The sequence below is a fragment of the Hydrogenophaga sp. 2FB genome (assembly GCF_005503365.1).
Taxonomy (GTDB): Bacteria; Pseudomonadota; Gammaproteobacteria; order Burkholderiales; family Burkholderiaceae_C; genus Hydrogenophaga.
This window is the reverse complement of sequence record NZ_SCML01000010.1, coordinates 15,575-40,662: the sequence shown is the minus strand read 5'-3', so window position 1 is coordinate 40,662 and position 25,088 is coordinate 15,575. Positions and strand designations below refer to the sequence as shown.

22 protein-coding genes and 1 pseudogene are annotated in these 25,088 nt (G+C 59.1%); 8 read left to right on the top strand and 15 right to left on the bottom strand.

Annotated elements, in window-relative coordinates; genetic code table 11:
* Positions 1–108: 108 nt before the first annotated feature.
* Positions 109–1,965, top strand: a complete 1,857-nt coding sequence (gene glmS, locus FFS09_RS08155; protein WP_137918373.1) for a glutamine--fructose-6-phosphate transaminase (isomerizing) — start codon at positions 109–111, stop codon at positions 1,963–1,965.
* A gap of 215 nt (positions 1,966–2,180) precedes the next feature.
* Here glmS and FFS09_RS08150 read toward each other — a convergent pair whose 3' ends face one another.
* The 5 genes from FFS09_RS08150 to FFS09_RS30560 are packed head-to-tail and all read right to left on the bottom strand — an operon-like array spanning position 2,181 to position 6,540.
* On the bottom strand, positions 2,181–3,623 hold the full coding sequence (locus FFS09_RS08150) for an SMODS domain-containing nucleotidyltransferase (RefSeq protein ID WP_137918372.1): 1,443 nt from the start codon (positions 3,621–3,623) through the stop codon (positions 2,181–2,183).
* 14 nt (positions 3,624–3,637) lie between these two features.
* Entirely contained in the window at positions 3,638–4,546 is a 909-nt protein-coding gene (locus FFS09_RS08145) for an S-4TM family putative pore-forming effector (protein WP_137918371.1), read from the bottom strand.
* 57 nt (positions 4,547–4,603) lie between these two features.
* Positions 4,604–5,011 (bottom strand): type II CBASS E2 protein, encoded by a 408-nt coding sequence (locus tag FFS09_RS08140; protein WP_252374284.1) that lies wholly within the window; start codon positions 5,009–5,011, stop codon positions 4,604–4,606.
* A 47-nt stretch (positions 5,012–5,058) separates the two neighbouring features.
* Positions 5,059–6,318: a nucleotidyltransferase domain-containing protein gene (locus FFS09_RS08135; RefSeq protein WP_137918369.1), complete on the bottom strand. Its 1,260-nt coding sequence runs from the start codon at positions 6,316–6,318 to the stop codon at positions 5,059–5,061.
* 57 nt (positions 6,319–6,375) lie between these two features.
* Entirely contained in the window at positions 6,376–6,540 is a 165-nt protein-coding gene (locus tag FFS09_RS30560) for a hypothetical protein (protein WP_171019920.1), read from the bottom strand.
* 176 nt (positions 6,541–6,716) lie between these two features.
* Here FFS09_RS30560 and FFS09_RS08130 point away from each other — a divergent pair, with 176 nt between their 5' ends.
* From FFS09_RS08130 to FFS09_RS08100, 6 genes are all read left to right on the top strand, one after another.
* Entirely contained in the window at positions 6,717–7,043 is a 327-nt protein-coding gene (locus FFS09_RS08130; RefSeq protein ID WP_137918368.1) for a helix-turn-helix domain-containing protein, read from the top strand.
* Positions 7,040–7,906: an ImmA/IrrE family metallo-endopeptidase gene (locus tag FFS09_RS08125; RefSeq protein WP_252374283.1), complete on the top strand. Its 867-nt coding sequence runs from the start codon at positions 7,040–7,042 to the stop codon at positions 7,904–7,906. The genes FFS09_RS08130 and FFS09_RS08125 overlap by 4 nt, the downstream gene beginning before the upstream one ends.
* A gap of 154 nt (positions 7,907–8,060) precedes the next feature.
* Positions 8,061–9,044: a hypothetical protein gene (locus FFS09_RS08120; protein ID WP_137918367.1), complete on the top strand. Its 984-nt coding sequence runs from the start codon at positions 8,061–8,063 to the stop codon at positions 9,042–9,044.
* Positions 9,045–9,092: 48 nt separating this feature from the next.
* Positions 9,093–9,710, top strand: coding sequence for a DarT ssDNA thymidine ADP-ribosyltransferase family protein (locus FFS09_RS08115; RefSeq protein ID WP_137918366.1), 618 nt, complete (start codon positions 9,093–9,095; stop codon positions 9,708–9,710).
* Positions 9,710–11,089 (top strand): DarT1-associated NADAR antitoxin family protein, encoded by a 1,380-nt coding sequence (locus FFS09_RS30870; RefSeq protein ID WP_212745072.1) that lies wholly within the window; start codon positions 9,710–9,712, stop codon positions 11,087–11,089. The genes FFS09_RS08115 and FFS09_RS30870 overlap by 1 nt, the downstream gene beginning before the upstream one ends.
* 108 nt (positions 11,090–11,197) lie before the next feature.
* Positions 11,198–12,889, top strand: a complete 1,692-nt coding sequence (locus FFS09_RS08100; protein ID WP_137918365.1) for a hypothetical protein — start codon at positions 11,198–11,200, stop codon at positions 12,887–12,889.
* Positions 12,890–13,407: 518 nt separating this feature from the next.
* Here FFS09_RS08100 and FFS09_RS31525 read toward each other — a convergent pair.
* The 5 genes from FFS09_RS31525 to FFS09_RS08075 form a co-directional block, all read right to left on the bottom strand.
* On the bottom strand, positions 13,408–15,030 hold the full coding sequence (locus FFS09_RS31525; protein WP_137918364.1) for a TnsD family Tn7-like transposition protein: 1,623 nt from the start codon (positions 15,028–15,030) through the stop codon (positions 13,408–13,410).
* Positions 15,014–16,462, bottom strand: a complete 1,449-nt coding sequence (locus tag FFS09_RS08090) for a hypothetical protein (RefSeq protein ID WP_137918363.1) — start codon at positions 16,460–16,462, stop codon at positions 15,014–15,016. The genes FFS09_RS31525 and FFS09_RS08090 overlap by 17 nt, the downstream gene beginning before the upstream one ends.
* A complete protein-coding gene (locus FFS09_RS08085; RefSeq protein ID WP_137918362.1) occupies positions 16,459–18,594 on the bottom strand; it encodes a TnsB C-terminal domain-containing protein in 2,136 nt (711 codons plus the stop codon). The genes FFS09_RS08090 and FFS09_RS08085 overlap by 4 nt, the downstream gene beginning before the upstream one ends.
* A gap of 10 nt (positions 18,595–18,604) precedes the next feature.
* On the bottom strand, positions 18,605–19,591 hold the full coding sequence (locus FFS09_RS08080; RefSeq protein ID WP_137918361.1) for a PDDEXK family nuclease: 987 nt from the start codon (positions 19,589–19,591) through the stop codon (positions 18,605–18,607).
* Between the two features lie 192 nt (positions 19,592–19,783).
* On the bottom strand, positions 19,784–20,059 hold the full coding sequence (locus tag FFS09_RS08075) for a hypothetical protein (RefSeq protein ID WP_212745071.1): 276 nt from the start codon (positions 20,057–20,059) through the stop codon (positions 19,784–19,786).
* Between the two features lie 571 nt (positions 20,060–20,630).
* Between FFS09_RS08075 and FFS09_RS08070 the strand changes: the two genes are divergently transcribed.
* Positions 20,631–21,002, top strand: coding sequence for a hypothetical protein (locus FFS09_RS08070; protein ID WP_137918360.1), 372 nt, complete (start codon positions 20,631–20,633; stop codon positions 21,000–21,002).
* Between the two features lie 9 nt (positions 21,003–21,011).
* Here the strand turns inward: FFS09_RS08070 and FFS09_RS31050 are convergent, their stop codons facing one another.
* The 5 genes and pseudogenes from FFS09_RS31050 to FFS09_RS08050 form a co-directional block, all read right to left on the bottom strand.
* Positions 21,012–21,389, bottom strand: a complete 378-nt coding sequence (locus tag FFS09_RS31050) for a hypothetical protein (RefSeq protein ID WP_252374282.1) — start codon at positions 21,387–21,389, stop codon at positions 21,012–21,014.
* Between the two features lie 309 nt (positions 21,390–21,698).
* Positions 21,699–22,124: pseudogene (locus FFS09_RS31520) on the bottom strand (TniQ family protein); the annotation flags it as partial.
* The gene (locus FFS09_RS08060) at positions 22,121–22,471 is read right to left on the bottom strand and encodes a helix-turn-helix domain-containing protein (RefSeq protein ID WP_171019919.1); all 351 of its coding nucleotides are present in this window, start codon (positions 22,469–22,471) and stop codon (positions 22,121–22,123) included. The pseudogene FFS09_RS31520 and the gene FFS09_RS08060, both read right to left, overlap by 4 nt.
* Positions 22,472–22,673: 202 nt before the next feature.
* Positions 22,674–23,561, bottom strand: a complete 888-nt coding sequence (locus tag FFS09_RS08055) for an AAA family ATPase (RefSeq protein ID WP_171019918.1) — start codon at positions 23,559–23,561, stop codon at positions 22,674–22,676.
* A 73-nt stretch (positions 23,562–23,634) separates the two neighbouring features.
* Complete coding sequence (locus FFS09_RS08050; RefSeq protein WP_137918356.1) at positions 23,635–25,074, bottom strand: T6SS phospholipase effector Tle1-like catalytic domain-containing protein; 1,440 nt, start codon at positions 25,072–25,074, stop codon at positions 23,635–23,637.
* Between the last annotated feature and the right edge of the window lie 14 nt (positions 25,075–25,088).

Sequence of the window (25,088 nt, the reverse complement as noted above, 5' to 3'; positions counted from 1 at the left end):
CGGTGAACTGTCTTTTGGGAAATTATCAGTCAATTTTTTCAAATTATTGATGGTTAATTTCTTTTGAGCCTGTTTAGCATCGTGCCCATTGCATATCAGGAGCGCAACATGTGTGGAATCGTGGCGGGTGTTTCGGGGCGCGACATCGTGCCGGTGCTGGTCCAGGGGCTGCAACGGCTGGAATACCGCGGCTATGACTCCTGTGGTGTGGCCGTGCATTCCGGCGGTTTGCAGCGCGCACGCAGCACGGCGCGCGTGGCCGAACTGGCGCAGCAGGTGCAGCAGGAAGCCATTGCCAGCGGCACCGGTATTGCCCACACCCGCTGGGCCACCCATGGCGCGCCGGTGGTGCACAACGCCCATCCGCATTTCAGCCATGGCCCCGGTGCCGCGACGGGCGCGGCCGGACGGGTGGCGCTGGTGCACAACGGCATCATCGAGAACCACGACGAACTGCGTGCCGAGCTGCAAGGCAAGGGCTATGTGTTCGAGAGCCAGACCGACACCGAGGTCATTGCACACCTGATCGACTCACTCTACGAGGGTGACGTGTTCACGGCATTGCAGGCGGCGGTGGCGCGGTTGCACGGCGCTTATGCGCTGGCCGTGTTCCACAAGGATGAACCCCACCGCGTGGTCGGTGCGCGCGCCGGCTCACCGCTGGTGCTGGGTGTGGGCGAAGGTGGCGCGGAGCAGTTCCTCGCCAGCGATGCCATGGCCTTGGCCGGCGTCACCGACCAGATCGTTTACCTGGAAGAGGGCGACCTGGTGGACCTGCAACTCGGGCGCTACTGGGTGCTCGATGCCAAAGGGCGGGCGCTCGATGCCGTGCAACGCCCGGTCAAGACCGTGCAGGCCCACAGCGGCGCGGCCGAACTGGGTCCCTACCGCCATTACATGCAGAAGGAAATCTTCGAACAGCCGCGAGCCATTGGCGACACGCTCGAAGGGGTCGCCAGCGTCACGCCCGAGCTGTTCGGCGACGGTGCGTACAGCGTGTTCAAGGACATCGACAGCGTGCTCATCCTGGCCTGTGGCACCAGCTACTACAGCGGCTGCACGGCGAAGTACTGGCTCGAATCCATCGCGCGCATCCCGACGCAGGTGGAAGTGGCCAGCGAATACCGCTACCGCACCAGCGTGCCCAACCCGCGCACCCTGGTGGTGACCATCACGCAAAGCGGCGAGACCGCCGACACGCTGGCCGCGCTCCGCCACGCGCAGGGCCTGGGCATGAAGCACACGCTGACCGTGTGCAACGTGGCCACGTCGGCGATGGTGCGCGAGTGCGAGTTCGCGTACATCACGCGAGCGGGTGTCGAGATCGGCGTGGCCTCCACCAAGGCCTTCACCACGCAGCTCGCGGGCCTGTTCCTGCTCACGCTGGCGCTGGCGCAGGTGCGTGGGCACTTGAGCGAAGAGGCGGAAGCCGAACACCTCAAGGCCATGCGCCACTTGCCCGTGGCGCTGCAAGCCGTGCTGGCGCTCGAACCGCAGGTGATCAGCTGGGCCGAGGACTTCGCGCGCATGGACAACGCGCTGTTCCTGGGCCGCGGCCTGCACTACCCGATCGCGCTCGAAGGCGCGTTGAAACTCAAGGAAATCAGCTACATCCACGCCGAGGCCTACCCGGCCGGCGAACTCAAGCATGGGCCGCTGGCACTGGTGACCGCCGCCATGCCGGTGGTGACGGTGGCGCCCAACGACACGCTGCTGGAAAAGCTCAAGAGCAACATGCAGGAAGTGCGCGCGCGCGGCGGTGTGCTGTATGTGCTGGCCGATGCGGACACGCGCATCACCAACAGCGAGGGCATCCACGTGATTCGCATGCCCGAGCACTATGGTGCGCTGAGCCCTTTGCTGCACGTGGTGCCGCTGCAGATGCTGGCGTACCACACGGCGTTGGCGAAGGGGACGGATGTGGACAAGCCTCGCAATCTGGCGAAGAGTGTGACGGTGGAATGATCCGCCGTCAGAGGCTTGACTAGACGGAATAAAGTTCGTCGGGTCGGAATAAAGTCCGTCGGAGCGGCAGCTGACAGGAAGGGCTGATGTGCAGCGGTGGACGTCCAGCGTGTTGTCGTCAACGAGTGCCGCTGGACGTAAAGCGGACCCTCGAGAAGGCCGGTATTGGCGACGATGCGGCGAAGCCTCTCGAAACCCGCTGCGCTCACCCACTCCTACTCGATAACCACGTAGAACGGATCGCTCTGACCTAGTAGAAAGTCATCGGATCTTCGGATCAGGAAGGCTTCCACCATATGAACGCCGCGGTACGACAACTGCTCCCACCGTACCGATGGCTCATCCGAGCAGTAGTAATCGCCACGGAGCGCGTTTGCACGTCGCGCGACTTCATCCGTGTTGGTCACGCGCCATTCGATCTTGTAAGTCGCTGGGAAAGGAAGCCCGAGATTGTTGCTGGCGTTAAAGCGGACCCAGCATCCGGACTGCGTGGGCGCAAGCGAGGCAAGCGAGTGGACCTTCTGCCCATAGCGGGATGTCCACAGTTGCGCACCAACATTCACGGTCAGCCGCGAACCGGCAGCTGATCGCCATCGTGGACGGCGCATGTGCGGCAGGCGATCGAATCCGCTGGGCAGCGCCGAGCGGCCGATCTTCTTCACCAATGCCACCAGATCGGCCACGCCAGCTGACATCGGGCTTCCCCGGACAACGGACAGCGCAGCTTCACTGACCTTGCCAGCCTTCTCGACGGCCTCCTGAACGGCAAAATCCTCACCGAAGACACGCTGCCACTTTCCGATGCTTTCCTCTCTGTCTGGCTCATCGTAGGCGTCATCGATCCAGCCACGGTACAGATTGATCTTCGCTCGGAAGTTCGAATATTTGGTGTCGTCCCAGGCGGTGCTTTGGATCTCCTCGAACAATACAGGATTGCGCACCGTGGGCTTGCTTGGGTTGGCCTGCAACCAGTCATCGAGCCGACCAATCAGCGTCTTGAGAGTCGTGGGAACATCCACGAAACCCGCAGCCCCTTTGTCAGAGGCGTACACATGCTTGCCAAGTAGGGTCGTCAGGAGGAACGAGGGGCTGGTGAAGTTCGTCTTGATATCTCTGAGGTACTTCAGCAGCCGGGTGGCCTTGCGGAAGTTGTTGTTGCCGCAGATGCTGTTGCGCTCGATCAGCCAGTCCGTGTAGTCGAGCGGGTTGGACTTCTCGAAGAGATTGGTATCACGATTGCAAACCTCCCAGACACCGGTGTGAAGACGCTCCTTCACACAAGGCGCCACGTCAATCTTGCGCTCGCCGGCGTACTCAATGGTGATGCAATGCGAGTGGCGTCTGATCTTGTCCTTGTACAGACCGAGCTTGCCCATCTCCGCATAAAGCTCGTTGATGTAGTCCTTCGGTTCCCAGCCCGCGACCGGCTTCACGTAAACCAGCAGATCCGCATCGAATGGATCTCCAGGCAGGGGCCTGATGATGGTCTTGTGAGCCCAGGAGCCTTGTGCGGCGAAGCCGACGATGGAAGGCTTCCAGTCCAGCCCTCGCACCGCCGTTTTGATGGCTTCGATACTGCTTTCGAGCTGATCGAAGCGCGTGCTGTTGAGGTTGACGGTGTCGTTCAGGAAGGCGTTGAAGTCTTGGACCAGTTTCATTCTTCTACCCGTCTTTAGTGCACGTTGCCGGACGCGCGCAGTTCTCGCACCCAGTGGTCCGCGCCAGCGTTCATCCGCTCTTCCATCTGTCTGCGCAACAGGCTGTAGACCCAGTCGAAGATCAATGGACTGGAGGCGCGGTGGTTGAAGATGGCATCTTGCAGCTCGCGCGACCGCATGCTGATCTCCTGTTCCGCCGCGCCACTGCGGGAGCGGTCCCAGAGCTTCTTTACTTCGTCGTTCAGACGGTCCAGCAACTCAATGGTCGCCGCCTGTCGATTGCATTCTCTGAGCGCCCAGATCATCACCGGCGTCATCGGGGCCAGCGTCGATAGCACGAAGGTCGTCATGGTGTGGTCGATTGCAAGCGACGCGAATCCAGCCACGGCGATGAGCACCACGCAGCCGGTCAAGAGAACGCGCCTGTAGCGCTTGCGTAAAGCGCTGTCGTACCAGAGATTGGTGCGCTGGCACACCAGCCTTGCCAAATGGAGCGGCAGTTCCTTGACAGCGAGCGGGTACCAATTGATCAACCGTTGCTCGTCTTTGTCGCTGAGCTTCTTGCATGCGTCGGCAAAGACATCTTCGGGGTCGATCCGGCTGCCAACCAAAAAGGCGTTCCAGTCCATTTCCAATACCGTGCAGTCGAAATCCTCCTGCAGCTTGGCCGCGTTCTTGAGCTGCGCACGGTGCCAGCGATCAAGAAGCAGAACCTCCAGGAAGCTGAACATCAGGGCGGCGAATGCGATGAACGGCTTCGACGGGAGGAGCAGCGCTGACACCATCAGACCGACGATCGGGAAAACGAGCGAGATCACGAGGCCCGCAGCCTGGACATTCTTGGCCCGCCGGTAAATTAGTGTCCTGGCACGCAGCAAGTTGAGCATTCGCGGCTCCACCTGCCTTTTAACGATTTCATTCATGTTGCCCTCTGATCCTCGCATCATTGCTCTTCTCCTGCGGCCTCGGTCATCGATGTCTCAAGCCCAACGCTTCCTGCGTTGCTGCGGATGCTCGCCGCCGCCGACCCACACTCCTGTGGTCAACCAGTCCTCGAAATGCCACAGCCACTCTGCGGTCCAGGCGATGTAAGTGTCGAGCAACTTCATCTGTGGCAGCCACTCGCGCTGCTTGGGCCACCATAGACACAGCTTGGTGCCGGGGCCGTCGTTGGGGTAGATGTGCGGCAGCGCGGCTTCGTCAACCAGGGTGGTCAGGTCAGGACTCAAGACGAACATTTCCGGTGGGCGCGAATCGGGTGTCAGGCGCAGCTCGCACTCGTAGACGCGACCGAACTCGCTCGGCGCCAGACGGAATCTATAGCGCAAGGCGCGGCCCGACAGAAACATCAGCCTGGCGCCATCGAGAGGCAGGGCCCGCAGTTCCATGGCTCGCTGGGCCAAGGTCGGTACGGGCGGGGCCGGGTACGGTGTCATCAGCGGCCGAAATATGTATGGGGCCGTGCTGCGACGCTGACCGGAGCGGCTGCCGCCGACGAGATCAGCGTCACACGGCCCGCGACACGGCTGCTTTGCCGACGCTGGCTCTGGTCCTGCTGGATGGCACCCGCGCAACGTGGTCCGAATGCGTCCTCCAGCGCCGTGATCAGCACATCCATTCCCTCATGATTCTCGATCGCTTGGAGGATGCGCTTCAGATCCTCGATGAGGCGACGATGCCACGAGAAAAACGCCTCCTGCCGCGCAGACGAATTCATGCTGGCCGCCAGGTTGTCTCGCGGGGCGGACGGGTTAGGCAAGACCCATTCTTCGGAACCATCGGACCGGGGAATCCGCCCGAAATGCAGCGGCATCCGCTCCACGATATCGAGCAGCAATTCCAGGGGACTCTCGTGCGGCTGAGGTGCCTCCACCGCATACGCCATTGCGGCCAACGTCGTGAGGAATACAGAGGGGGGCGCCATGTCCGGGCTGCCTTGCGCAATGCCGAAAGCCATATTGCGATGCAGCTTCAGCAGTTGCACCAGTCGGCACAGCAGCCGGTCGAATACCTCTTGCGCGTCGGGTAACGGCGCTACATCCGCGCGCGTCACCGAATCCATCCCCTCCGAAAAGCTCAGTGCCGCTGTGAAATTTGGAGAGATCGCGGCCGCGAGATCGAAATGTTTCGCGTACCCGCGTGGATTCGTGGAATCGAAGAGCCGCAGTTCCCGATCAGGGATCAGGCCGTGCGTGTCGCCGAACGGCGCGGCCAGCAGTGGGGAATCAATAACCGGCGCGATGTCGGCGCACATACCTTCAGCGTACTCCAGTGTCGCGCAACGCTCCCAGCGACGCAGCCGAAGCCCGTGTGCATCTGCGTAGCGGGACAAGGCGCGATGCAAACGGTCGAGCAGCAGGGCCGGCCCTTGCTCGCCCTCGTATTGGCCACGTGCGCCCGACGCCAGGCGCGCGATCAAATCGATGTCGAAGCCCTCCCGAGTCCCATCCCGGGGCCGCACGATCGTGCCCAACTGCCGAGAACCATGGGCGTGGATCTGAATCAGGTCGCCTCGGAATTCCGGGCATGCCGAAAGGAACTCGCCGGTGCTGTTGTATGAGCGCTCCAGCGCCATCAACTGGGTGGAAGTGGGCTCGTGGGCCCGGGCGATGACATCCACCAAGTGGAAAAAGCGCGCCGACGAGCGCATGGAGATGCGAGGGCGCTGAGGGAGAGTCACAGGTTCGCGGATCACAGGGGCTCCTTGAAATTCTTGTCGATGACTGCCGGTTTCACCTGGACTCACCCAAGCTCAGCGTTTGTGCTTGGTGGGGTCCACCAGCTTGTAGCCTTGGCCTGGCCGCGGCGTCGGCGGCAGCGGCTTGCCCTTCACGCCGGTTACTTCATTGCCGGTGCCCGGGTTCTGGTACTGGCCGGATTTCGGTGCCGGCGTACCGGGCTTCAACGTCTTGCTCATGGTCGTCCCCTTTCAGGATCGGTTGGTTGATTGCGATATTCCGGTTCTTGACCTCTTCCCCCTGGCCGCGTTACCAACTCGGGGTTGCGCAAAAAGTTCGGAACTATCACAATAAAAATTGTGGACTTCAGAACTCCTGAAGTCAAGTATTTTTTTTATTGGAAATCCGAACAAGCATGCCAACACTGGGTGAGAAGGTCCGCGCACTGCGGAAGAAAGCAGGATTGACGTTGGAACAGTTCGCCGAACAGATCGGTGCGTCAAAGTCGTCCGTATGGGAATTGGAAAACAAGGAAAAGGCCCGCCCGTCCGCAGATCGGATCAATGAGGTGGCGAAGGTCCTAGGCGTGACGCCCGAATTCCTGATGAATGACGACGTCGCCGAGCCCTCGATCGACGTGGCCGACGAAGCCTTCTTCCGCAAGTACCAGTCTCTGGACAACGGAGTAAAGCAGCAGTTGCAGGAGATCCTCAGCGTCCTCGATAAGAAGGCGGGCCCTTGATCGAGGCGCTTTCTCCAGTACGCGAAGCAATCAAGATGGCGCAGCTATGGCGCGCCGTCCATGGCCTCACGTTTCCACTCAACGCGGGAGCGCTGGCGCAGGAATGGTCCAGAAACGTGGTGCCCGAGGCCCCCATTGGCGAGTTGCATGCCCAAGAGCTGAAAGGTTTCGAAGGGGGGTTGTTCTGGCTGAAGGAGAGAAAGGTCTGGGCGCTGCTGTACCACCCGCACCCCGATCTGCCAGGGCGATCCAACTTCACTGTTGCGCACGAGTTCGGGCACTACGTCCTGCACCGCAAATTGCAGGATGCGTTTCAATGCTCTCAGAGCGCGACACTGGGCATCACTGGTGCCAGGATCGAGCGCGAGGCAGACCAGTTCGCGTCGTACCTGCTTATGCCTATCGACGACTACACCCAGCAGGTGCGTGGGCGTCGGATCACCCTGGATCTGCTGGGCGAGTGCGCAAACCGTTACGGCGTCTCTCTCACGGCAGCGATTCTCAAGTGGTTGGAGTTCACTGATCAGGCCGCCGTTGCAGTCATGGGACGGGAAGGAATGCTGCACTGGTGGAAGGCCAGTAGCAGTGCGAAGAAATACACGTTTGGAACGCTGCAGGAGGGTATGGAACTACCTTCGGGCTCGATCGCTGTGAGCCCGGACCAAGCGCTTTCAACTGCGGACTATCGATCGGGCGTGGAGCACCCTGAAGGCGTCTGGCCCATCAGGTTGCCTGTGCGCGAGATGGTCGTGCTCTCTGACCGGTATGACATGTCTATTTCGCTGTTGATACTCGAAGCACCTGGAGTGGAGCATCCAGATGCACCAGACGAAGACATGACGACCAACTTGCCTTCGTTCTGATTCTCGACGCCAGCAGATCGGGCAAGAACACGGGCTGTATGCGCCAATCTCGTGTTGGCGCATTCTGCAGGTCGATGAAACTGAAGCGCTGCAAACAGTCGATCTGCCAAGCATCGCTTTAGGTCACAGCCGAAATCCAGTGGGAGCACGTGTCATGAAGTTTAAGAATCGCAATCTCCGAGCGCTGGCCGAATGCGTTATCGGCGATGCGAACTACTTCTCGTACAGATCAAGCTCGCGAATCACTCAGTTCTTCGAGGAGTGCGATCTCGACTTTGAACATGACGGTTCGACACGCTGGGCTTGGACATCGGATCGGCTAGCTGAGCTTCTGGAGGATGCGCAACCAGCTCCCAACACGCTGCCCGAGCGGTTCATGAACGTGCTTCGGGTCTTGATGCAAAAGGCTGATGCGGAGGACGATGATCCAGGTCGGGTCAAGTCAATTGGGCTGCTCAACCAGCCGCTGAGTCGAGAAGGATTTGAGGCCTTCTATGGCGACGACAATCAGTTGTACGTTCGGCACATCGGGACGAAGACCATCTCGTCCCTTACGACGAACCCCCATCGGCCGTTTACATCAAACGAGATCAAACGCCGAGAGCAACTCAGTATGTATCTGGATTCCTGCTTGGAGGACGATCTCATCAACCAGGTGCTGCTGCCGCTATTCCGGCAACTCGGCTATCACCGCATCACGTCGGCGGGCCACAAGGACAAAGCACTGGAGTATGGCAAGGACGTGTGGATGCGGTTCGTCCTACCGACTCAGCATGTCCTGTACTTCGGGCTGCAGGCGAAAAAGGGCAAGCTGGACTCGTCGGGGGTGACACACGGATCGAACGCAAACGTAGCCGAGATCTATAACCAAGTGTTGATGATGCTGGGCCATGAAATTTTCGACGCCGAGACCAGCAAGAAGGTGCTCGTCGACCACGCATTGATTGTGGCCGGTGGCGAGATCACCAAGGCGGCAAGGAACTGGCTGGGTGGGAAGCTCGATGCGTCGAAGCGGAGCCAGATCCTGTTCATGGACCGGGAGGACATCCTTAATCTCTACGTGGTGAGCACCTTGCCGCTGCCCGCCGGCGCGGTGCCCAAGGCGCTGAACCCGTTCGACGACGACACCCCGTTCTAGGGTACCCTCGGTGCGGCAATGTTGAAGCTATCCCGTTAGGGAGGGAACATGGCGACGATCGAACAAGAATGCGCGACTCGGAACATCGACAGACTGTTCCACTTCACCCCTGTCGAGCACCTCGACAGCATACTGAAGCATGGGCTTCTCACACCCAGGACGTGCGCAGTGCGCTCCGTTGCCTACAAAGCTAACGACGCAGCCCGCTACGACGGACAGGATGCGATCTGCCTGTCCATCGAATGGCCAAACTGGAGCCTGTTCTGGAGCTTTCGCCAACGCGATACGTCCAAGCACTGGGCGCTCCTGCAGCTCAAGCATTCGTTGCTTTGGGAGAAGCGCGTTTGCTTCAACTCGACAAACGCGGCCGACAACAGCATGAGTAGTCTTACCTTCCTGGCACGACAAGGCGTCGGCAAGTTTGTAGAACTCTTCGACGACTACGGGTTGAAGAAGCGGGTTGACCTGAACATCCCGGCCCACCAGACGACGAACCCCCAGGCCGAAGTTCTCTGCATCGATAATATCGAACCGACGTACGTCACCGATGTTCATCTGCTCGATGTTGATCTCTACAGAAGATACAAAGAGACCTATCCTGGAAAACACGTCACACATGGTTCCCAATACTTCAAGTATCGCGACGACTGGAACCACTGGAAGTAATGGCTGAACGTCCCGTCTTCGCTCCCGGCCTGACAGGTCCGACACTCGTTCGGACCTGGGACATCTCCTTCTCGTGGTCCGCCGGCATGTCGGTCAAACAGGCCCAGAAGAGCATCGACTCGTTACACGAGGCCGCGAAGCAGCGGATGAAGGTCGACAAGGTCCTGGAGATCTCATCCAAGTCGAAGGACCCGAAGGGTGTCAGGTTGAGTGCGTTCAACTTGATGATCAAGACGAGGAAGTACAGCCAGACGTTCAGCGTCGAGTGCGCCTACCAGTCGGCAAAGGTTTTTGAGCGCGGTGGGCCCTACAAGGATCTGCGCGAAAAGACCTCACGCGAGGCGAAGCTTGACCCTCGCCTAAAGACGAGCGGCGATCTGGTGAAGTTTCAGTTGTTCGATGCGGAGTGGGGGCTTGAGCCAAAGACGGCCTTCTACGACTGGCTATACATCAATGCGCTGCACAACGAGCCTGAACTAGCCGAGTACGTCCTTCAGCACCGCGCCTTCTCTGACATCGCGTTCAACCCGGAGAGGTCACTCAACTGTCAGGCGTATTCCGCCGCCCTCTACGTTGCACTGCATGAACGCGATCTCCTGTCGCCAGAGGTTCTGCGTCGGAAGGAGAGCTACCTTGAGGCGCTGAACGGGCTCCGCAGCGCTCAGGTGACCGAAGCCGTCAACAATCTGGACGACCCGTACGTGTCAGCACGCGACGCTCAGCCCGACTTCTTCGCCCGTACGCCGCCTCCGGTCGAGGTGTTCGCGCCGGAGGCTGAGGCGCCCCCGCCGGCCGAGCGAAAACAAGCGACCATCAACCGGGCAGCGCTGCCCGCGACGTTCCCAACTCAAGGCCACCCTCCTGAGTTCTGGGAGCAGCTCGGTCGCACGATCGCCGCGTTCGGTTTTCTGGAAGAGACCCTCGGCAAGGCTATCTTTGCGTTCACGGCGACGACCGAGTACAGCGAAGACGACATCGACGGTGTCCTTGCCAAGTGGAATGATCAACTTCAGCATGCCTTGACGGATACGCTCATTCCGCTGGTCGATGTGTACGCGAATGTCGTTCGGCAGCACCAGGACTCGGACTTTGCGAACTTGGACGAGCTGGTGGAAGACATCAAGAAGGTCGCCACGATTCGCAACGCGCTCTGTCATGGGTCATGGCGGCAGCCAGACTCCGATGGCAGATCGCAACTCTACTTTTTCAACAAGAAGGTCGAGAGGTTCGATTCGCAAGTCGATGTCGACTGGCTACGCAAGTTGCAGGCAAATCTCGTCGACCTCATCAGCGCCGTCATTAACTCTGTCACGGTGATGGGTTGGCAGTTCCCAGGCGGCGCGGGTCCTGGTGAAAAAATATTGATGACCAGGGCGTGAGCAAGTGCGCTCTAGGACGCGGCGAAGATGTCTGTCGCGACGAATTCACAGATGATCTAGTACCCCTGTTCATCCTGCGCACAAAGCGATAGTAAAGGGAAGGTGCAGGTGGACATCGACATAAGCGACCAGATCCTGGCTGGCTATGCGGATCTCCCGGACAGGGATATGAAACGCGTCCCTTCGACAGCTCCGCCCGAATTGCACCCGCAGGCGGCTGAAATGTTCGTATGGATGACGGCGCACGCTGTTGGACACATTGACAAAGGCGGCGCCGCCTACGTCGACTTCACCGTCCCTGTCACCGGATTGGCGCTCACCAGTTGCCTGGTGGCTTGCGAGCTGTCGGGCTACACGCCAGACTTCTCGAGGCCGCGTCGGCCCGATCCGTGGGTTCGTTCCGAATTCAACCGACAACTGATGGCCGAACTGAATCGTGAGCAGCATGCACGTTTGCAGGAGGGGATCTGGCGCTGCTGGTATAACCCGCAGGCCGATGTCACTCATCAGCGATTGACTCGGCGTCGACGTCTATCGGCGCTCACGCTGCTCGACGCCCGGGCGAAGACGGCATTGCTTCAGTTCGTCACGAGCGGGCCCCGTGACGGCCTTTCGCCCGATGAGCTCTACCACGCGATGGCGGCCAGTCCGGAGCTGCTTTACTTCTTGACGCACACCGATCCCGCCGGATGGTCCCAGTTTGAAGCGGCCATGGGGGCGACCGACTTCGAACTTGCTGCCTTGGCGGGTTTTGTGGTGTTCTTGAACTTTGCCGAAGGAGTCGTGAAACATTCGTTTTGGTACGACGATGCACTCCTCACGACGCTCTGGAAAATCCACGTCGAGGCATTCCCGCAGTACGCAGCCATTCCCGAAGCCAAGTTGCTTGTCGCTTTGCACGCATTTAGCATGACTCCGACCGAGGCGTCGACATCGCTAATGCATCCGCCGTTCTACCGCCTCCACGGCAAGCTGCTGAGGAATCCTTGTTTCCTACTGGCGCACGACCCGATTGCAAGCCTTCTGACGATCGCGATACGGCGACACGTGAGCGCTTGGAGCAACACCCTCGGCTCGACACTCGCCCGCGCGTCTGACACGCTTGCATCGATGCTGGTGCCCGTGAAAAGGCTAGAGGTTGCCGTGCGTCGCAATTTCCCCGGCGGGGACGTCGATCTTGCGCTGTACGACACCGTGTCTCACGAGCTGCTGATCTGCGAGGTTAAGACCGTCTACGACAAGCATCGTGCCGACAGTCTGATGTCTCGCTTCGAAGAGGCGAAGGTAAACGTAGATCGTGCGTGTTTGCAACTGACGTTAACCGAAAACGCTATCGCGTCTGGGCAATTGACAATGCGCGACCTGTTCGGCAAGCGGCTGTCTTCGCCCGCTAGAGTTCACAAGGCATTGCTGACGTGGATCGATCCAGTCGATCTCACGATGGGAACATCGCGCGAGGCGATCATCTCGCTGAACTTCGCGATGTTTCTGTGCCTGATTCATGCTTCGCAGGGCGACATCTCTCTCATGACGAAGACCGTCCATGAACTTCGGAATCTGTGGCCAGTTGCTCGCAGGAGAGCTCTCGACTTGGGCCAGCCGGAATTGAAGGCGGATGTCGAGGTACAGATGAATCTTCTGGACGCACGCGACAGCCTCGCGCAGCTACCCTTGTGTGAGCTCACGCGCAAGGTCGTCGCTGAACTGGGTTCCGTTTCAGACGACAGTACGTTGCAGGAATCGGGAGAAGCCATTGTTTCGTACCTAGCCGACACGAGGGCAATTTTGGACCAGCTCTAGATTATGCGGAGCCATACCGACCTGAGAGATCGGGAACGACGGTTTTTTTGGCCCCAAGACAGCGTTGCGCGACAGTGCCGATGTTCTGCTTTAGCGCGACCGGATAATTGCTCGGATGCCTTGGGGGCACGTCCGTTTCGGGTCTATCCCGCAAACTCGAGAGAAGTGGTCGTCAACGTGTCGTGGACCCAGCGAGCAGGAGTCGTGCGGCCGCAGCACGTCGTGAAGCCACCTTCGGGCCTACGCCGGTCGCCTAGCCCAACGACTGTTGGTGACAGTCAGCGTGAGTATGCCAACCTAGCGGCCACTGACAGCAATCGCTGGAGGCTGTGTGAAAACGCGCGAGCACAGGTGTTTTCAGAAGTGCCGAAACCATTCCCGAGGCATCGATCGTCGATCCTGACGCGATCTGAGAGGTGGACTTTCAGCGCTGCTTCTAGCGACAGGCGTTTTCACACAGCCGCGCTGCCAAGCGGGTGCTGAGATCTGTAGAGCAGCACAGCCGTAAGTTTCGCGTCTCAAGTTCCGTGAGCCTGTCTGCCAGACAACCCCTCAAGCCTATCGCGAAGTTGCTCGACTGCCCTTGATCGCCGATGCTGTGCATTTGTCAGCCTCTGCGTTGCGTGGTTCCCACGACTCGCTACGTTGCATGCTTGACCTGAATCCTCCAGCCACTGCCGATCATTTCGATACAGCCAAGCGTAAGTTGCAGGCGCCACTCTTCGTGCTGCTTTAGCAGTTAAGCCATCTTCACCTTGGCGCAGCCCAAGCCAGTCTGACCGCGCCGCAGCACGTCGGAGGTCAAAGCGGGAATGGTGCCACTGTTCTTGCAGACCTGGGGTGGTTCGGAGGACACGGGTGATCGTCTCGATCGACAACCCCAGCCCTGTGGCCAACTGGCATTTTTCGTGACCCAGTTGGAGACGTGTGACGATTGCTTCGCGTCTCTCGGGGGTGAGCTTTTGGGGGCGGTGAGGGGCCTCAGTTCCTTGCGCACTCGCCCACGCTGTGAACGTGCTGTATGTGACGCCGGCTTGTTGTGCTGCGCGGGACATACTGATTACTCCGGCGCATGCCTCAGAAAGAACCGTTGCCTGCCAAGCATTGGGGCCATGTGTGATGGTGGTGGGAGTGGTGACTGGAGCAGATTGCACCTCTTCGGTCGGTGCTGATTCGTCGTACGAAACCTTTAGTGCCTGAAGGTCTTTGAACCATACCGAACACCAGAGTAGCCAGCGCAGTGGGTGCGTCACCGAACGTCCTGAAAGTGCCCGCAGCAACTGCCCCTTGAGAAGCTCCTTGTCTGCCAGGTGCTGCATCTCGGGTAGCGTCAACTGCCGTTTAGAAAGCAGATCAAGCGAGGGTTCGATGTCCCGCCAGCGAATCCGTCCAGACGGGCTGGCCAAGTTCAGATCGATCAGCCTACGCCGTAGAGCGAGGCCGAGCCTCACAGGATCATTGAGCGTGCCGCGTTCGAACTGAACCAGCTCTGCGCCCATCGCGGCCAGCTTGATCAGCCACCGTGTCGACTCCAGGTCGTTGACGTTTAGTGAAATTGCTGTCGAATTTGATTCCGCGGTAGGACTCGGCAGTACCCAAGCGAACCGCGCTCGTTGATCCAACTTGCATGGAGAAATTCTCAAGTGCACTTGGTGACTGGTGCAGATCCAAGTTCCTGGCAGCTGGTGATCCCTGTGCCAATAGGCCCAGCCATGTCGCTCCTGATCAACGGCTATGCAGCGTGGACAAGACTTCAGCGGGTGGGCTGCCCCGAGCCCGCTGGTGAGCAGTCCCAGCTGGTATTTCAGGCTGCCGATGCTTGGCCCTCGCATGGCCTCGTGGGCGAGGGCTGCAAGCCTCGGCGAGCGGAATGGCAGATAAAACGGGAGCAAGGTGCGTTGTTGAATGATCGAGACGGCATCTCCTATTGCGCCACCGCTTCGGGTGACCAAAGCGTCCAGTCTGGCGGGGAGATCGTGTGCGGTGCCGATCCTCCGGTCTCCGAAGAGCTGCATACAGGTTGCTGCGTCGCGTCCATTGGCAGATATCCGGTGGTACCTGCTGCACCAGCTGAAAAGGGTTTCGTCCCGAAACGGACGTAGGCGCAAAGTGAACCCTGGGATTTCAGTCTGGTTGTTCATGGGACGCACCTTCTGCGGGGCCTTGAGGGACTGGCCGGCGTGCTTTCGGTGAGGTGCTCCGGAGGAGCTGATCTCCTCGCAGCAATGCCTCAGCGGTGACAGGAACGATTCGGGCCCTTTTTGCCTTCGGCGTTGGGGCGGGGACAGAGTCTTCAGCAGCTACGGCTGAATCCCGGAGCTGTTTGAGCGTCGCTCGGGCCGCGACGCTCAGCGTGCTTTGAATAAGCGCCTCGGGAGTCGATACGGCTTGGGGTGATGCTTGAGTCGCTGCAGTTCGTGGAGGAGGAGCAGGGCGTCTCCATGCGGGAGGATTCAGATCCTCGAATGGACACACCAAGTCGGGACGGCTTTCCTCCATCGTGCGGGATACCGCCAGCGACGCCAAGGCCTCCACATTTCGCCGGTAGATGCTGAAGCTACGGCCGCGGTAGGCCCGTCGCACGTCCTGCATCGTGACTTCGAAACGACCTTGGTCGCGGACGTCTCGGTACGCTCCGGCAAGCAATTCCCGAAGCAACCGATACAGGCCACCGGTGTAGCGATGGAGCTCCTCTCCATCCAGGGACGAATCGAGTAAGAATATTGAGGGCGAGACCGTCATCAACTCGTCGATGACATCACGCCACACAGGGTCGTCGGCCGTCGGTGGATTCAGAACCATATGGCGTGCGAGCAGTCGATCTGTCTCCTCATGCGCGCGCTTTTTCAGCTTGTTCACCAGCGAGTAGTTGGCGATGTACACCATCGGCACACCCAAATTGGCAAACGTCATGATGAGTTGTGACGTTTGTGTGCTGGCAGTGCTGCTCTGGGTGAAAAACTGCATCTCGTCGACCGCCAGCATGCAGGTCGCAGTAGCCCCAAACCAATCGCGAAGGTGTGTCTTGAGAAACGGCAGGGAGTACACCGAATTGCTGGATGCAATGACTGGGTTGGAAAGTGATTTGAGGATGCTGGCGACACTGGGTTTCCCGCTGATCGTGGCCACTGTCACGGGATGTATGGACAGCACCTGACCTGCCGCCGCGTACCTGGTGCCGTTCGCGGGCTGGAGCACTCGCTGCAGTGCCTTGATCAGCGATGACTTGCTGACTCCGGCGAGTCCGCTCAGGCAGATCAGCGACTCAGACGGACCTTCATCAGCCAGTGTGGCGCCTCGCAACCGGTTATACGCATTGAGAGTGGGGAACTGGTCTCGAGCGAACGCCTTGGCAATCTGCAAGAGGCGCCTTAACAAATCCAGATGGTCCCTGCCTGGCACGAACACCTCCTTCCAGGCGTCCTCAAGTGCTTTGCCAGCTTGTTCAGATGGCATCGATGAAAGACCAGTGATTTCCCGGCAGGGCGCGTACGCCAAGGTGCGAATCGACTCATCAGTCTCAAGCCCCTCGAACCACGACAGCCAGTCACCGGTCGGGTCTGCGTCCATCATTTGCGTCCGTCAGTGAACTGCATGTGGGGCACGGTCGCCTGCCGATCCGCAATCGATACCTTCTTTCCGCGCTTCGAGCGCCCAGGCTTGTTGGTCGACTGGTCGAATTTCTCACCCGTGACGCTCTGGAGTCGCATTTCGAAGTCGGCATGGACGGCCTGTCGGTGTTGCTGGTGTTCCCGTTTGCCATCCCGCCGAATCTGCTGGATTTGCTCCAACTCGACGACCGACATGTAAAGCTGGCCATTGCCATCGCGGATCGAAAGTTGAGCGTCCACTTCGATCAACTGGTGGCCGAGATCTACCCAGATGTGCCTCACGCACACATCCAGTGCGTAGCCCTTAAGTTTGAACCGGCCGGTGTCGTGCGCAGCTTGGAGCACACCCGAATCGGTCAGTGCTGTTGAGGCGAACCGGGCGTCTCGAAAGTACACTGCATCATCCTGTACCGTTACTTCGATCTGCGTGAGGTAGGCCCTGACGGCCTCTTCAAACCTCATGTTCACCGCGTGGCTGCGGCCCAGGCTGTCGAGGTGGTTCCAAATCGCCACAGGAGTGGGCTGCACACCGGCGATCAATGAGCGGTGATTCAACCGATTTGTGACATCGGTTGCGTTGTTGTCGCGGACGGCGCGAAGGATCTCTTGCTGCGCAAGCTGGGGAATCGACTTTTGGGTTTCCTTGTAGGTGGGGCTTCCCTCTTTCTTGACGGCCTTTGGGTGCAGTGTCTCCACCGTGGCCTTGGACTGCCCAGAATAGCTGGGAGCGCCTTCCTTGATGATGAATTGGAAAGCCTCCTCCTTCCCGTCCGCCTTGGAAGTGCTGCCAGGCCCGCGGTCGTTGATCACGTGAGGAGAAATCCCTCGACTGGGCCAGTCTTGCGGCGACAATTCCAAGCCAAAGAGCTGTGCGAACTTGACCTTGTCGATCGCGGCACAGAACATCGCCATGCGGTAGGCCGATGCTCTCTCGGCGCCTACCGAGAAGCCCACGCCTGCGATGATTCCGGAAGCCGTGCATCGGATCCGCACGGTCAGCAGGGGCGGCAGATGACTGCCGGGCAGGTAGCCCTTGCATACCTCTTTACATTGATAGCCATCCTGTTCCGTCCGCTCCATCAGGCTGCTGACCGATTCGGTGAATCGCCCCAACGAATGGGTCAAGTGGTTCCTTACACGGGCCTGGCCATACTTGTGAGTCTGCCTCTCCTTAAGCGGGAATGCTTGGCCGATTCGATAATTGAACTGGTCTTGGCTCGGGAACGGAAGTCCTGCTGGATGGATGAACTTCATATTTCCCGACGGACCCTTTTGGGGCACGCAACCAAAAATTTGTACAACTGTGCGACGGTAGATGGTGTTGAGATGCACACCCGATCGACTGAATTTCCGGTAGCCTTCAATGATTCGATCCTGCATCTCCTGGCTGGTACATCCATGGCCATGCTGGGCACCTTGCTGTACTGATGGACGGCCCAGTTTTCCCCGGTAGTTTTTCCTGTCCCAGCGGCCGATGCTTTGAAATGAATAGTGCAACGCCCAAGTTGTGCAGCCAAAGCAAAGGTAGGCATAAAAAGCTGTTCGAAATCGACCTTCGTGCTGGACGGGTTGGCAGGCCCTGGCATGGGCATTGATCAGCTTGTCGGGGAGCAGAGCCGAAAGCACCTGGTCAAGGTTGTGAACCAGCGGCTCCAAGTGCGTCATCAGCCGGCTGGTTCTCGCCTCATGGCTGACCTTGCGATCCGGGTGCCTCAGGTCGCACGCTCTGAGATCGTCGATTTTCAGCGTGCCAAACCACGGAGGCAACTCGCGCTGCTCTTCGCACAGCAAGATATCGCCGCCACCGAGCCCAAGTTCAAACTGGAAGCTGCTGAGAAACGACAGAACGGCCGAATAGTCCTCGATCGATGTGCCCAAGCTGTCAAGACGGGGTCCATCTTGTGTAGGGTCGTGCGACTTGTCAGACTTGCGTCCTCGTTTGCCTGAGGCCTTTTTCTTGTTTGGCTCCTTGCGACAGAACGACACGAGAATGGCGCGCTGCTTTTTCGGGTCGTTTCGAAGCAGGTGGTAAACGATGCCCTTGCAAAGAACATCAAAGCCATTCGGCGCGTGCAGCTGAGATCCCATTTGCATGGTGTGCTCCTCACGCTGCGGGACGCTGGAACAAGGGAGCCAGCACTTGCCATGGGTCACGCCTGCGGGGGTGCAGCGGTATGTCGATCAGCACTGGACCATCCATCAGGTCTGCTTGCACATCCCCCACCAGCAGCGCAGTGGCAAACGCCGACCGGACTTCTTCCATCGGCAGGTTGTGCCTGTGAACAATCGACAAAACAATCTCGAATGGCGGCTGACCTGTGGTGGTGCTTGCCTGGAGCTGCTCGCACAGCTGCCAGTATGCGGACGGTTGAAGTTCCGCATGGCGGTGCTGCATCAGAAGCAAGCTGAGCAGATTGCTGACGAACGTGCGAGGCATGCTGCTCTGGGTCACTCTCACGGTGGAAATGCCTGCGTCGGCGTAGTACCGCTCTTCGATGGCGTGGCGTGATCGCTCGGCTCGCTCGTCAGCCACTGGATCCTTGGGTGGCCCAGATCGCGACATTCGTCGTATGAAGCCATCGTCGGTTGCTTTGACCGTCCAGTTGACGCAATAAGGTCCCAGCTCATCCCGGAGAAACAGCAGAAAGTCGCCAATAAATGGGATCGGAACCGGTAGCCGTTCCAGGCCATCGTCCGAATCGATCCACGCCCATGAATGACGATCGAGCATGTCCAGCCGTTTGCAAACCTGTACCGTCCCGCAAAATGGTGGCAGTTCCATACCCACAGCACTGGAGTGTCCCGCCAGGGGATGGCTCCTGGGGCTAGGGTGAAGGATTCGCTGCTCCTGCAGCTCGAATAGCTTCGGGTGCAGGAGAGCAAGCAGAAGAGCGCTCTGTTCCGGGGTGGACAGCGCATGGCAATACCGCTCCAGTCGGCGGGACCACACCTGCGAGAACCTGCTTTCGGACGGAGCCTCTTCCCGGACTGCACGAATCGCGGGTTCGTAGTGCGGACCCCAGCGCGGGGGGTCCTGCCGGCGTGCAATCTCCTTCAGCCGACCGAGGCTGAATGGCATGGTCTTGCCCATGGGCATTCCTTTCCGACTGACGGGGGTCAGCCATTAACGTGAACAGGAAAGGAAAACCCTTGACTCAGGCGCAGGCCCGAGCGTAAATTACAGGTGTGCGACACCCGAGGGTTTTCCTTCGGACTAAAACGCCATCGGCTGGTACCCGGTGGCGTTTTGCTTTTTGTGAATCCGCTGCGGTGTATGTGCCTCCTAGGTTGATGGGTTGGCCTGATCGCGGACTTTGCTAAGCCAGCGCGCGACCTCGATCGTCAAAGCGAAGTGGCCTCGACGATTTGGCAGTTTGAAGACCGTGAATGGAACCGTGTTCCTGACCAACGCTTGCTGAAAGGCGGAGGCTGATGGGTATCCCAACTCTCTGGCCAGTGCCCGAGAGCCAAGCACTGCTCCATGCCGCTCGATCAGCTGCGAGGTCAGGTCATCCAGGAATTCCGCTTGTGTGTTCTCGTCCTGCTCCGTGGTGTTCATGTCGTGCCCTGTCGTGAGAGAGCCCATGTTATGAACACATACGCGCGCTGAATATCCGGGACGATTTCGGAGGAAGTTTTCGGAAGGGCCGCTGCAAGTGCTTGATTCGGAAGACCCTTTTTCGGGAAAAGCTACTTTCCCCGCACACCCCCTTGCATACCACTCGTCGGCACAGCAGTTGAGTCCAAATGCCCTGCGGACGATTTACTGGTTCAACGAGTTGAGAGCTCGAACGCGTACCTCAACGATCGCCGAGCTCCAGCGCCGCATAGAGCCTGTGCCGCTAGGCAGGCGGAAGGAGGTCCAGCGACGATGGGGGTACTACAAAAGCGGACGGCATAAACCCTGCTCACGCGTGGTCGATCTGGCAGAGGGGGCAGCACCGGGGTCCAGCCGGGCTTTCAATTCAGACTTTTGGGAGTGCTTACGCCCAGACCGCAATGCCCGTGTGCTGGCCTTCAAATTGATCGGGCAGACCAATGACGACGGCAACAGATTGCTCAGGTGGATGCTCAGCCCTACAGAGCCACGCTACAGGAACACATCCCTCCTAGTCCGGAAGTTTCACAGTGTGACCCTGCTGGGATCACTTGAAGCACTTGCGGTGCTGGTGCTTTGCGCTCGTCTTGCCAGCAGGAGAGGAATCCACCACCTCGTCCAGCGTTTTTACTTGCGGATCTACGACTTCCTCATCGTGCACGTACATCATTTTCAAGAGCGGGGTATCGCTCTGGCGTTGGCGCAGCATTTTGATTCGGTACTCTTTGAATCCTTCACACCGATCCCACACGAGATTTGTCGTGGTGCCACCGGTTACCCTGAGACAGCCGAGAGGCTGGATCGTGCCTTCCACAAACACATCGACGAGAACAGGCTGAGCCTGACGCCGAGTGAACTGGTGCTCTGCAAGCTGAATTACTTTCAGGAGCCGTACTGGACGTGACCACGAGCCTTACGCTTGGACATGCATCGGAGTTGCCTCCGCCGGCGGTGGGATGCACTTAAATTTGGCATGTTTCTTGAGAAGTTTTTCTCGAAGTGCTGCCTCCAGCACAAGCAGACTCACGCCGTGTCGTTGGCCGGCTTCCACTAGACCCGAGCCACGCGCAAAGTCCTTGAGGGCCAGTTGGGTCGCTACTTTGAGGGGACCGTCGCCAGCGAGCTGGCGATCTGCCGAATCCAGTGCTTCGGACGCCTCTTCAGCTGAGCTAAAAAGGACCGCCAAAATCGCCGTGCAGATCAGGCTGGGAAACGGAACGCGTTGGGCGTGGCATGCGCCATCCACTCTCCCGATGAAGTCCTTAGGACTTTTATTCGCAACGTCCGGCATGTGGCGGTGCAACCAGGAAAGAGGCATCTGATCTCTCAAGAGGTCCGAGACCGTCGGCAGTGAGCCCAGATTTCCGACTCGGACGTTGACGTCCCGACATCTCGCGCCAACCGCAGACGCCCAAGCTGCCACCCGCAACGGAGTTCGGCGCGTCAGCCAGAGGCTCATGAGGCTCTGGAACCTGGCAATGGAGTCCACACTGCATTCCCGCTGCAACTCGCTCGAGCATGGATAAGGGGAGCATACGGTGGAAGCATGACCAGGGGGTCGAAATGCATCGTGTGTCGCAGCTGTTACGAGCGCAAGCCCGTGCTCCAAGCAGACGTCGACACCGGCCAGCTGGTGCTTCCGCCTCCAGATGCCAAACCCTCTCGTGTCCAGATCGCGCTGGACACAAGCTTGACACCATCGCAATACCTTATGGGGTATCTGCATGCCTCGGAGCATCGCGACGCTTTGCGTGCAACTCTGTTCGTTGGCGGTGTCTAGATATCGCGACACTGGAAATAGCGCTGGCAACATGGAGTGCCTATTGGCGAAATCGAATCGCTCCTTTCCAACCAGTTCTGCCAATCGCCAAAGTTTCGGGGTCTTCTCGGTGACGTGATGGCGTCTTGCGCGAGAGATGCAATCGATGGCTATCGCGATCGACGGCAGACCATTGAGTCGTGCAAGCCGCCCGGCTATTCCCGCTGCCAGCTCATCCTCGAGTGGCTCTGGCACGCAGTACGTCATGCGCCGTCCCCTCGTGTGGGGTGGGGATGAAGCATTCCGAGGCTTCTGATCACGACGGCCAAGGCTCGTGCATGGGCTGGCGTTCCATCCCAAGTTTCAGCCAGAGCGTTCATGAGATCGTCGTTAGCGGCAATGCTCGATTTATCGAGGAATTGCACTGACTGATTCACATAAAAGCATAAGTCTCTCGCCAGCTTTGAGGAGGCAGATGTTCGACCGGAGAGGACTCGACTCACCTGAGACTGACTGGTTTTCAGCTTTTTCGAAAGCGATTGCTGTGAGATGCCCAGCACTTCCATTTTGCTCTTGGCAAGAGCAACATCTGCTTCGAAGATTCCGTTGTGCATGCCAAGATTATGCATAAATGCATCAAATTGGGAAGTTCATATTTTGATTTGATGACCTTGTGCGGTATCAGCGGTGACTTCGCGGCCGAGCTCGCCGGAGTAGGCACTCAAAGTGCGGCGGCGGAGAAGGAACGCCGGCGTCCTCTCCAGCCAGAGCGACGCTGCCGAAAACGGTGCCGGCGAGAACGCCCAAGTTTTCGATTTACTTGGCTTCAAAGTCCGCGGCGGCTTCCTTGAGCGTGGCGGCGATGACCGGAAAGTAGTGGTCCGCCTCGTGCGGATGATGCTGCTGCAGGATGTGCAGGGCGCGCAGCAGTTCCTCGGGACGGCGTCCGAGGAGGGCAAACGACTGACTGGCCACCAGAAGGCTCGGGATGACTTTGATGTTCTCCTGCGACAGCGTCAGGAGAACAGATTGCACGTAGTCCTCGCCCAGCGTTGGGAGCTCGATGGAGGTTGCCCCCAGGAACGCGGATTGGTCCCCCGCCGTCATCCCCACAATCTGGGCGCGATGTGAGCCGGTGCCAATGAAGATGAAGTGGCCGGGTGTGGTGGGGCTGGCGTTGACGGCATCGCGTGCTGCCTTGAAGGCTCGCATTATTGCGAGGCCAGCGTCAGAGGTGAGCATGTGCTGGACCTCATCGACGATGAAGACCAGATCGGTCTTGGCCTGGTCGACAATTTCCTTCGCGACCTGTGCGATGGTTGCGCCGGTTGGGGTGCCAAGTTCTGCGGTCTCGAAGCTGAACGACAAGCGTGTGGTTGCAAAGTCCGGGTTTCTAAGCCGCGGGAGGCGGTACAACAGGTCTCCTGTAGTGGGCTGCAGGCCCTTCAATGCTGTGCGCAGTGCCGTGTGGATGAGTGTGCTGGGATCTGCGCTGACATCGGTCCATAGGTCCACATACACCACGAGCGCGCCTGCGTTTTCCAGCGCCGGTATGAGGTCATGGAGCACGAAGGTGGTTTTCCCGGTGCGGCGCGGGCCGAACAGGAACAGGCCGGAGCGAAGGCCCTGCTCGAGGACGCCGGGTCTCAGAAGCTGCGTTGCAATGTCACGAGCGAGTTCGGGGCGGTGGTAGACGTGGCTCATGGCCTGACTTACAGACTTTGAGTGACTGGTCATCCTGCAAAAACGGTGCTGAACGCTTCAAGCGTTTGCATTCCTACTGCACCTTTGAGTCGCAGTTGTAGTGGGCGGTAAGTCTCGTGTGAGAAGACAAATTGGTGGGTCGGTAAGGCTTGCACACTCCGTAGTGTTGCGCACGATTGCCAAGCCCGAAGCGATCAAACACCGTTTGATGCAGGGGCGCCTCAACGTTGATCTCGCGCGGCGTCTCGCTCCAAGTCCAGCGCCATGACTTGGGCCACCAACTTGGATAGGTTTCTCGCATGCTTTCGATTTCACTGTGCTGCATTCCCGCGCAGTCCGGAAACAAGTGAAGGCGATTGGCATCAACCACCAGGGGATGCGGCAGGCCGGTCGCTTCTTCCACCATCCACTTCAGGGTTATGTCGGACAGGCGTGCCTCATCCTCTGCATAACTGCCACCAACATCGGAGTGGTTCCCAGCGAACCAGACCTGCTTCAGCCACTCCGGCTCGCCGGCCCTGTCTGGCCACTCTCCCTTGTTTGCCCATTGGACGCGCGCAAAGTCTGAGCGTGTCTCGTCAATGGCCAGCGCGTGGCGTGCGTACCGAACCCGTGGATTGAGCGTCAGGTCGTAGAAGCGAAAACGCCAGGCCGCTACGTGCCAACTGAAATCACCTCGGTTTGGGAAGTCAGAAATGGTCTTGATCTGACTCTTGGCATAGCTCGCCAGCATGCTGAAGATCACCAAGGCCGTCAGGACAATAAAGGCAGTGCGAAACTCGAACCAGGGCATCAAGGACAAAAGTCCAGCTGCAAGCGCAATCATGACGCCGGTGAAGGCAGTGAGGCCGCCCTGCATCAACCAACGGCGAGGTCCAGGTGCGCCGAGTGCTGCGACAGTATCAAACACGCCAATGAAGTAGGGCAAGACATTGGCCCGTCCTTCGGCGTCAGAACAGGCGTACTTTTCTCGAAATCTGTTCGCCTTCTCAAGCCGCTCAGCTTCGCGCTCAGGACTGTTGCTGCCTGACCCATGCTCGTAAACGTCCTGGACGGCCTCGTCAGCGATCTTTCGCAGCTCCCTGCCAAAGCGAGGCAGAGGACCACCGTCAGCGGCGCGAGTGGGCACACCACACAAAGACATTACACCTCCCACGCACCTGGCCGTGTAGGCCCCACGGCTGAAGCCAAAGAGAAAAACGCGGTCGCCGGTCTCGTGGTGCTTGAGGATCGCCTCGTAGCAATCGGCGATGTTGCGGCTGATACCAGTGCCCGTGGCGCCACTCCACAGCTTGCGAAACTTCTGAATGGGCCGAAAGGGAATCTTGCCTTCGTCGTTTTCCGTGCCCAAGCCCGCGTCATAGAAGGAAACTTGGTCCCTTGGATTGATCGGGCTCTCAGGACCGGTGCGACTGGCGCGGAAGAGCTTATAGATGTTGCTCAGGTTTTGATCAGGTCTGAGGCCACCAGCCTGTCCCGTGCCGTCTGAGAAGATGACGATGTTCTTGGGCATTCCCGTTTTCCTCA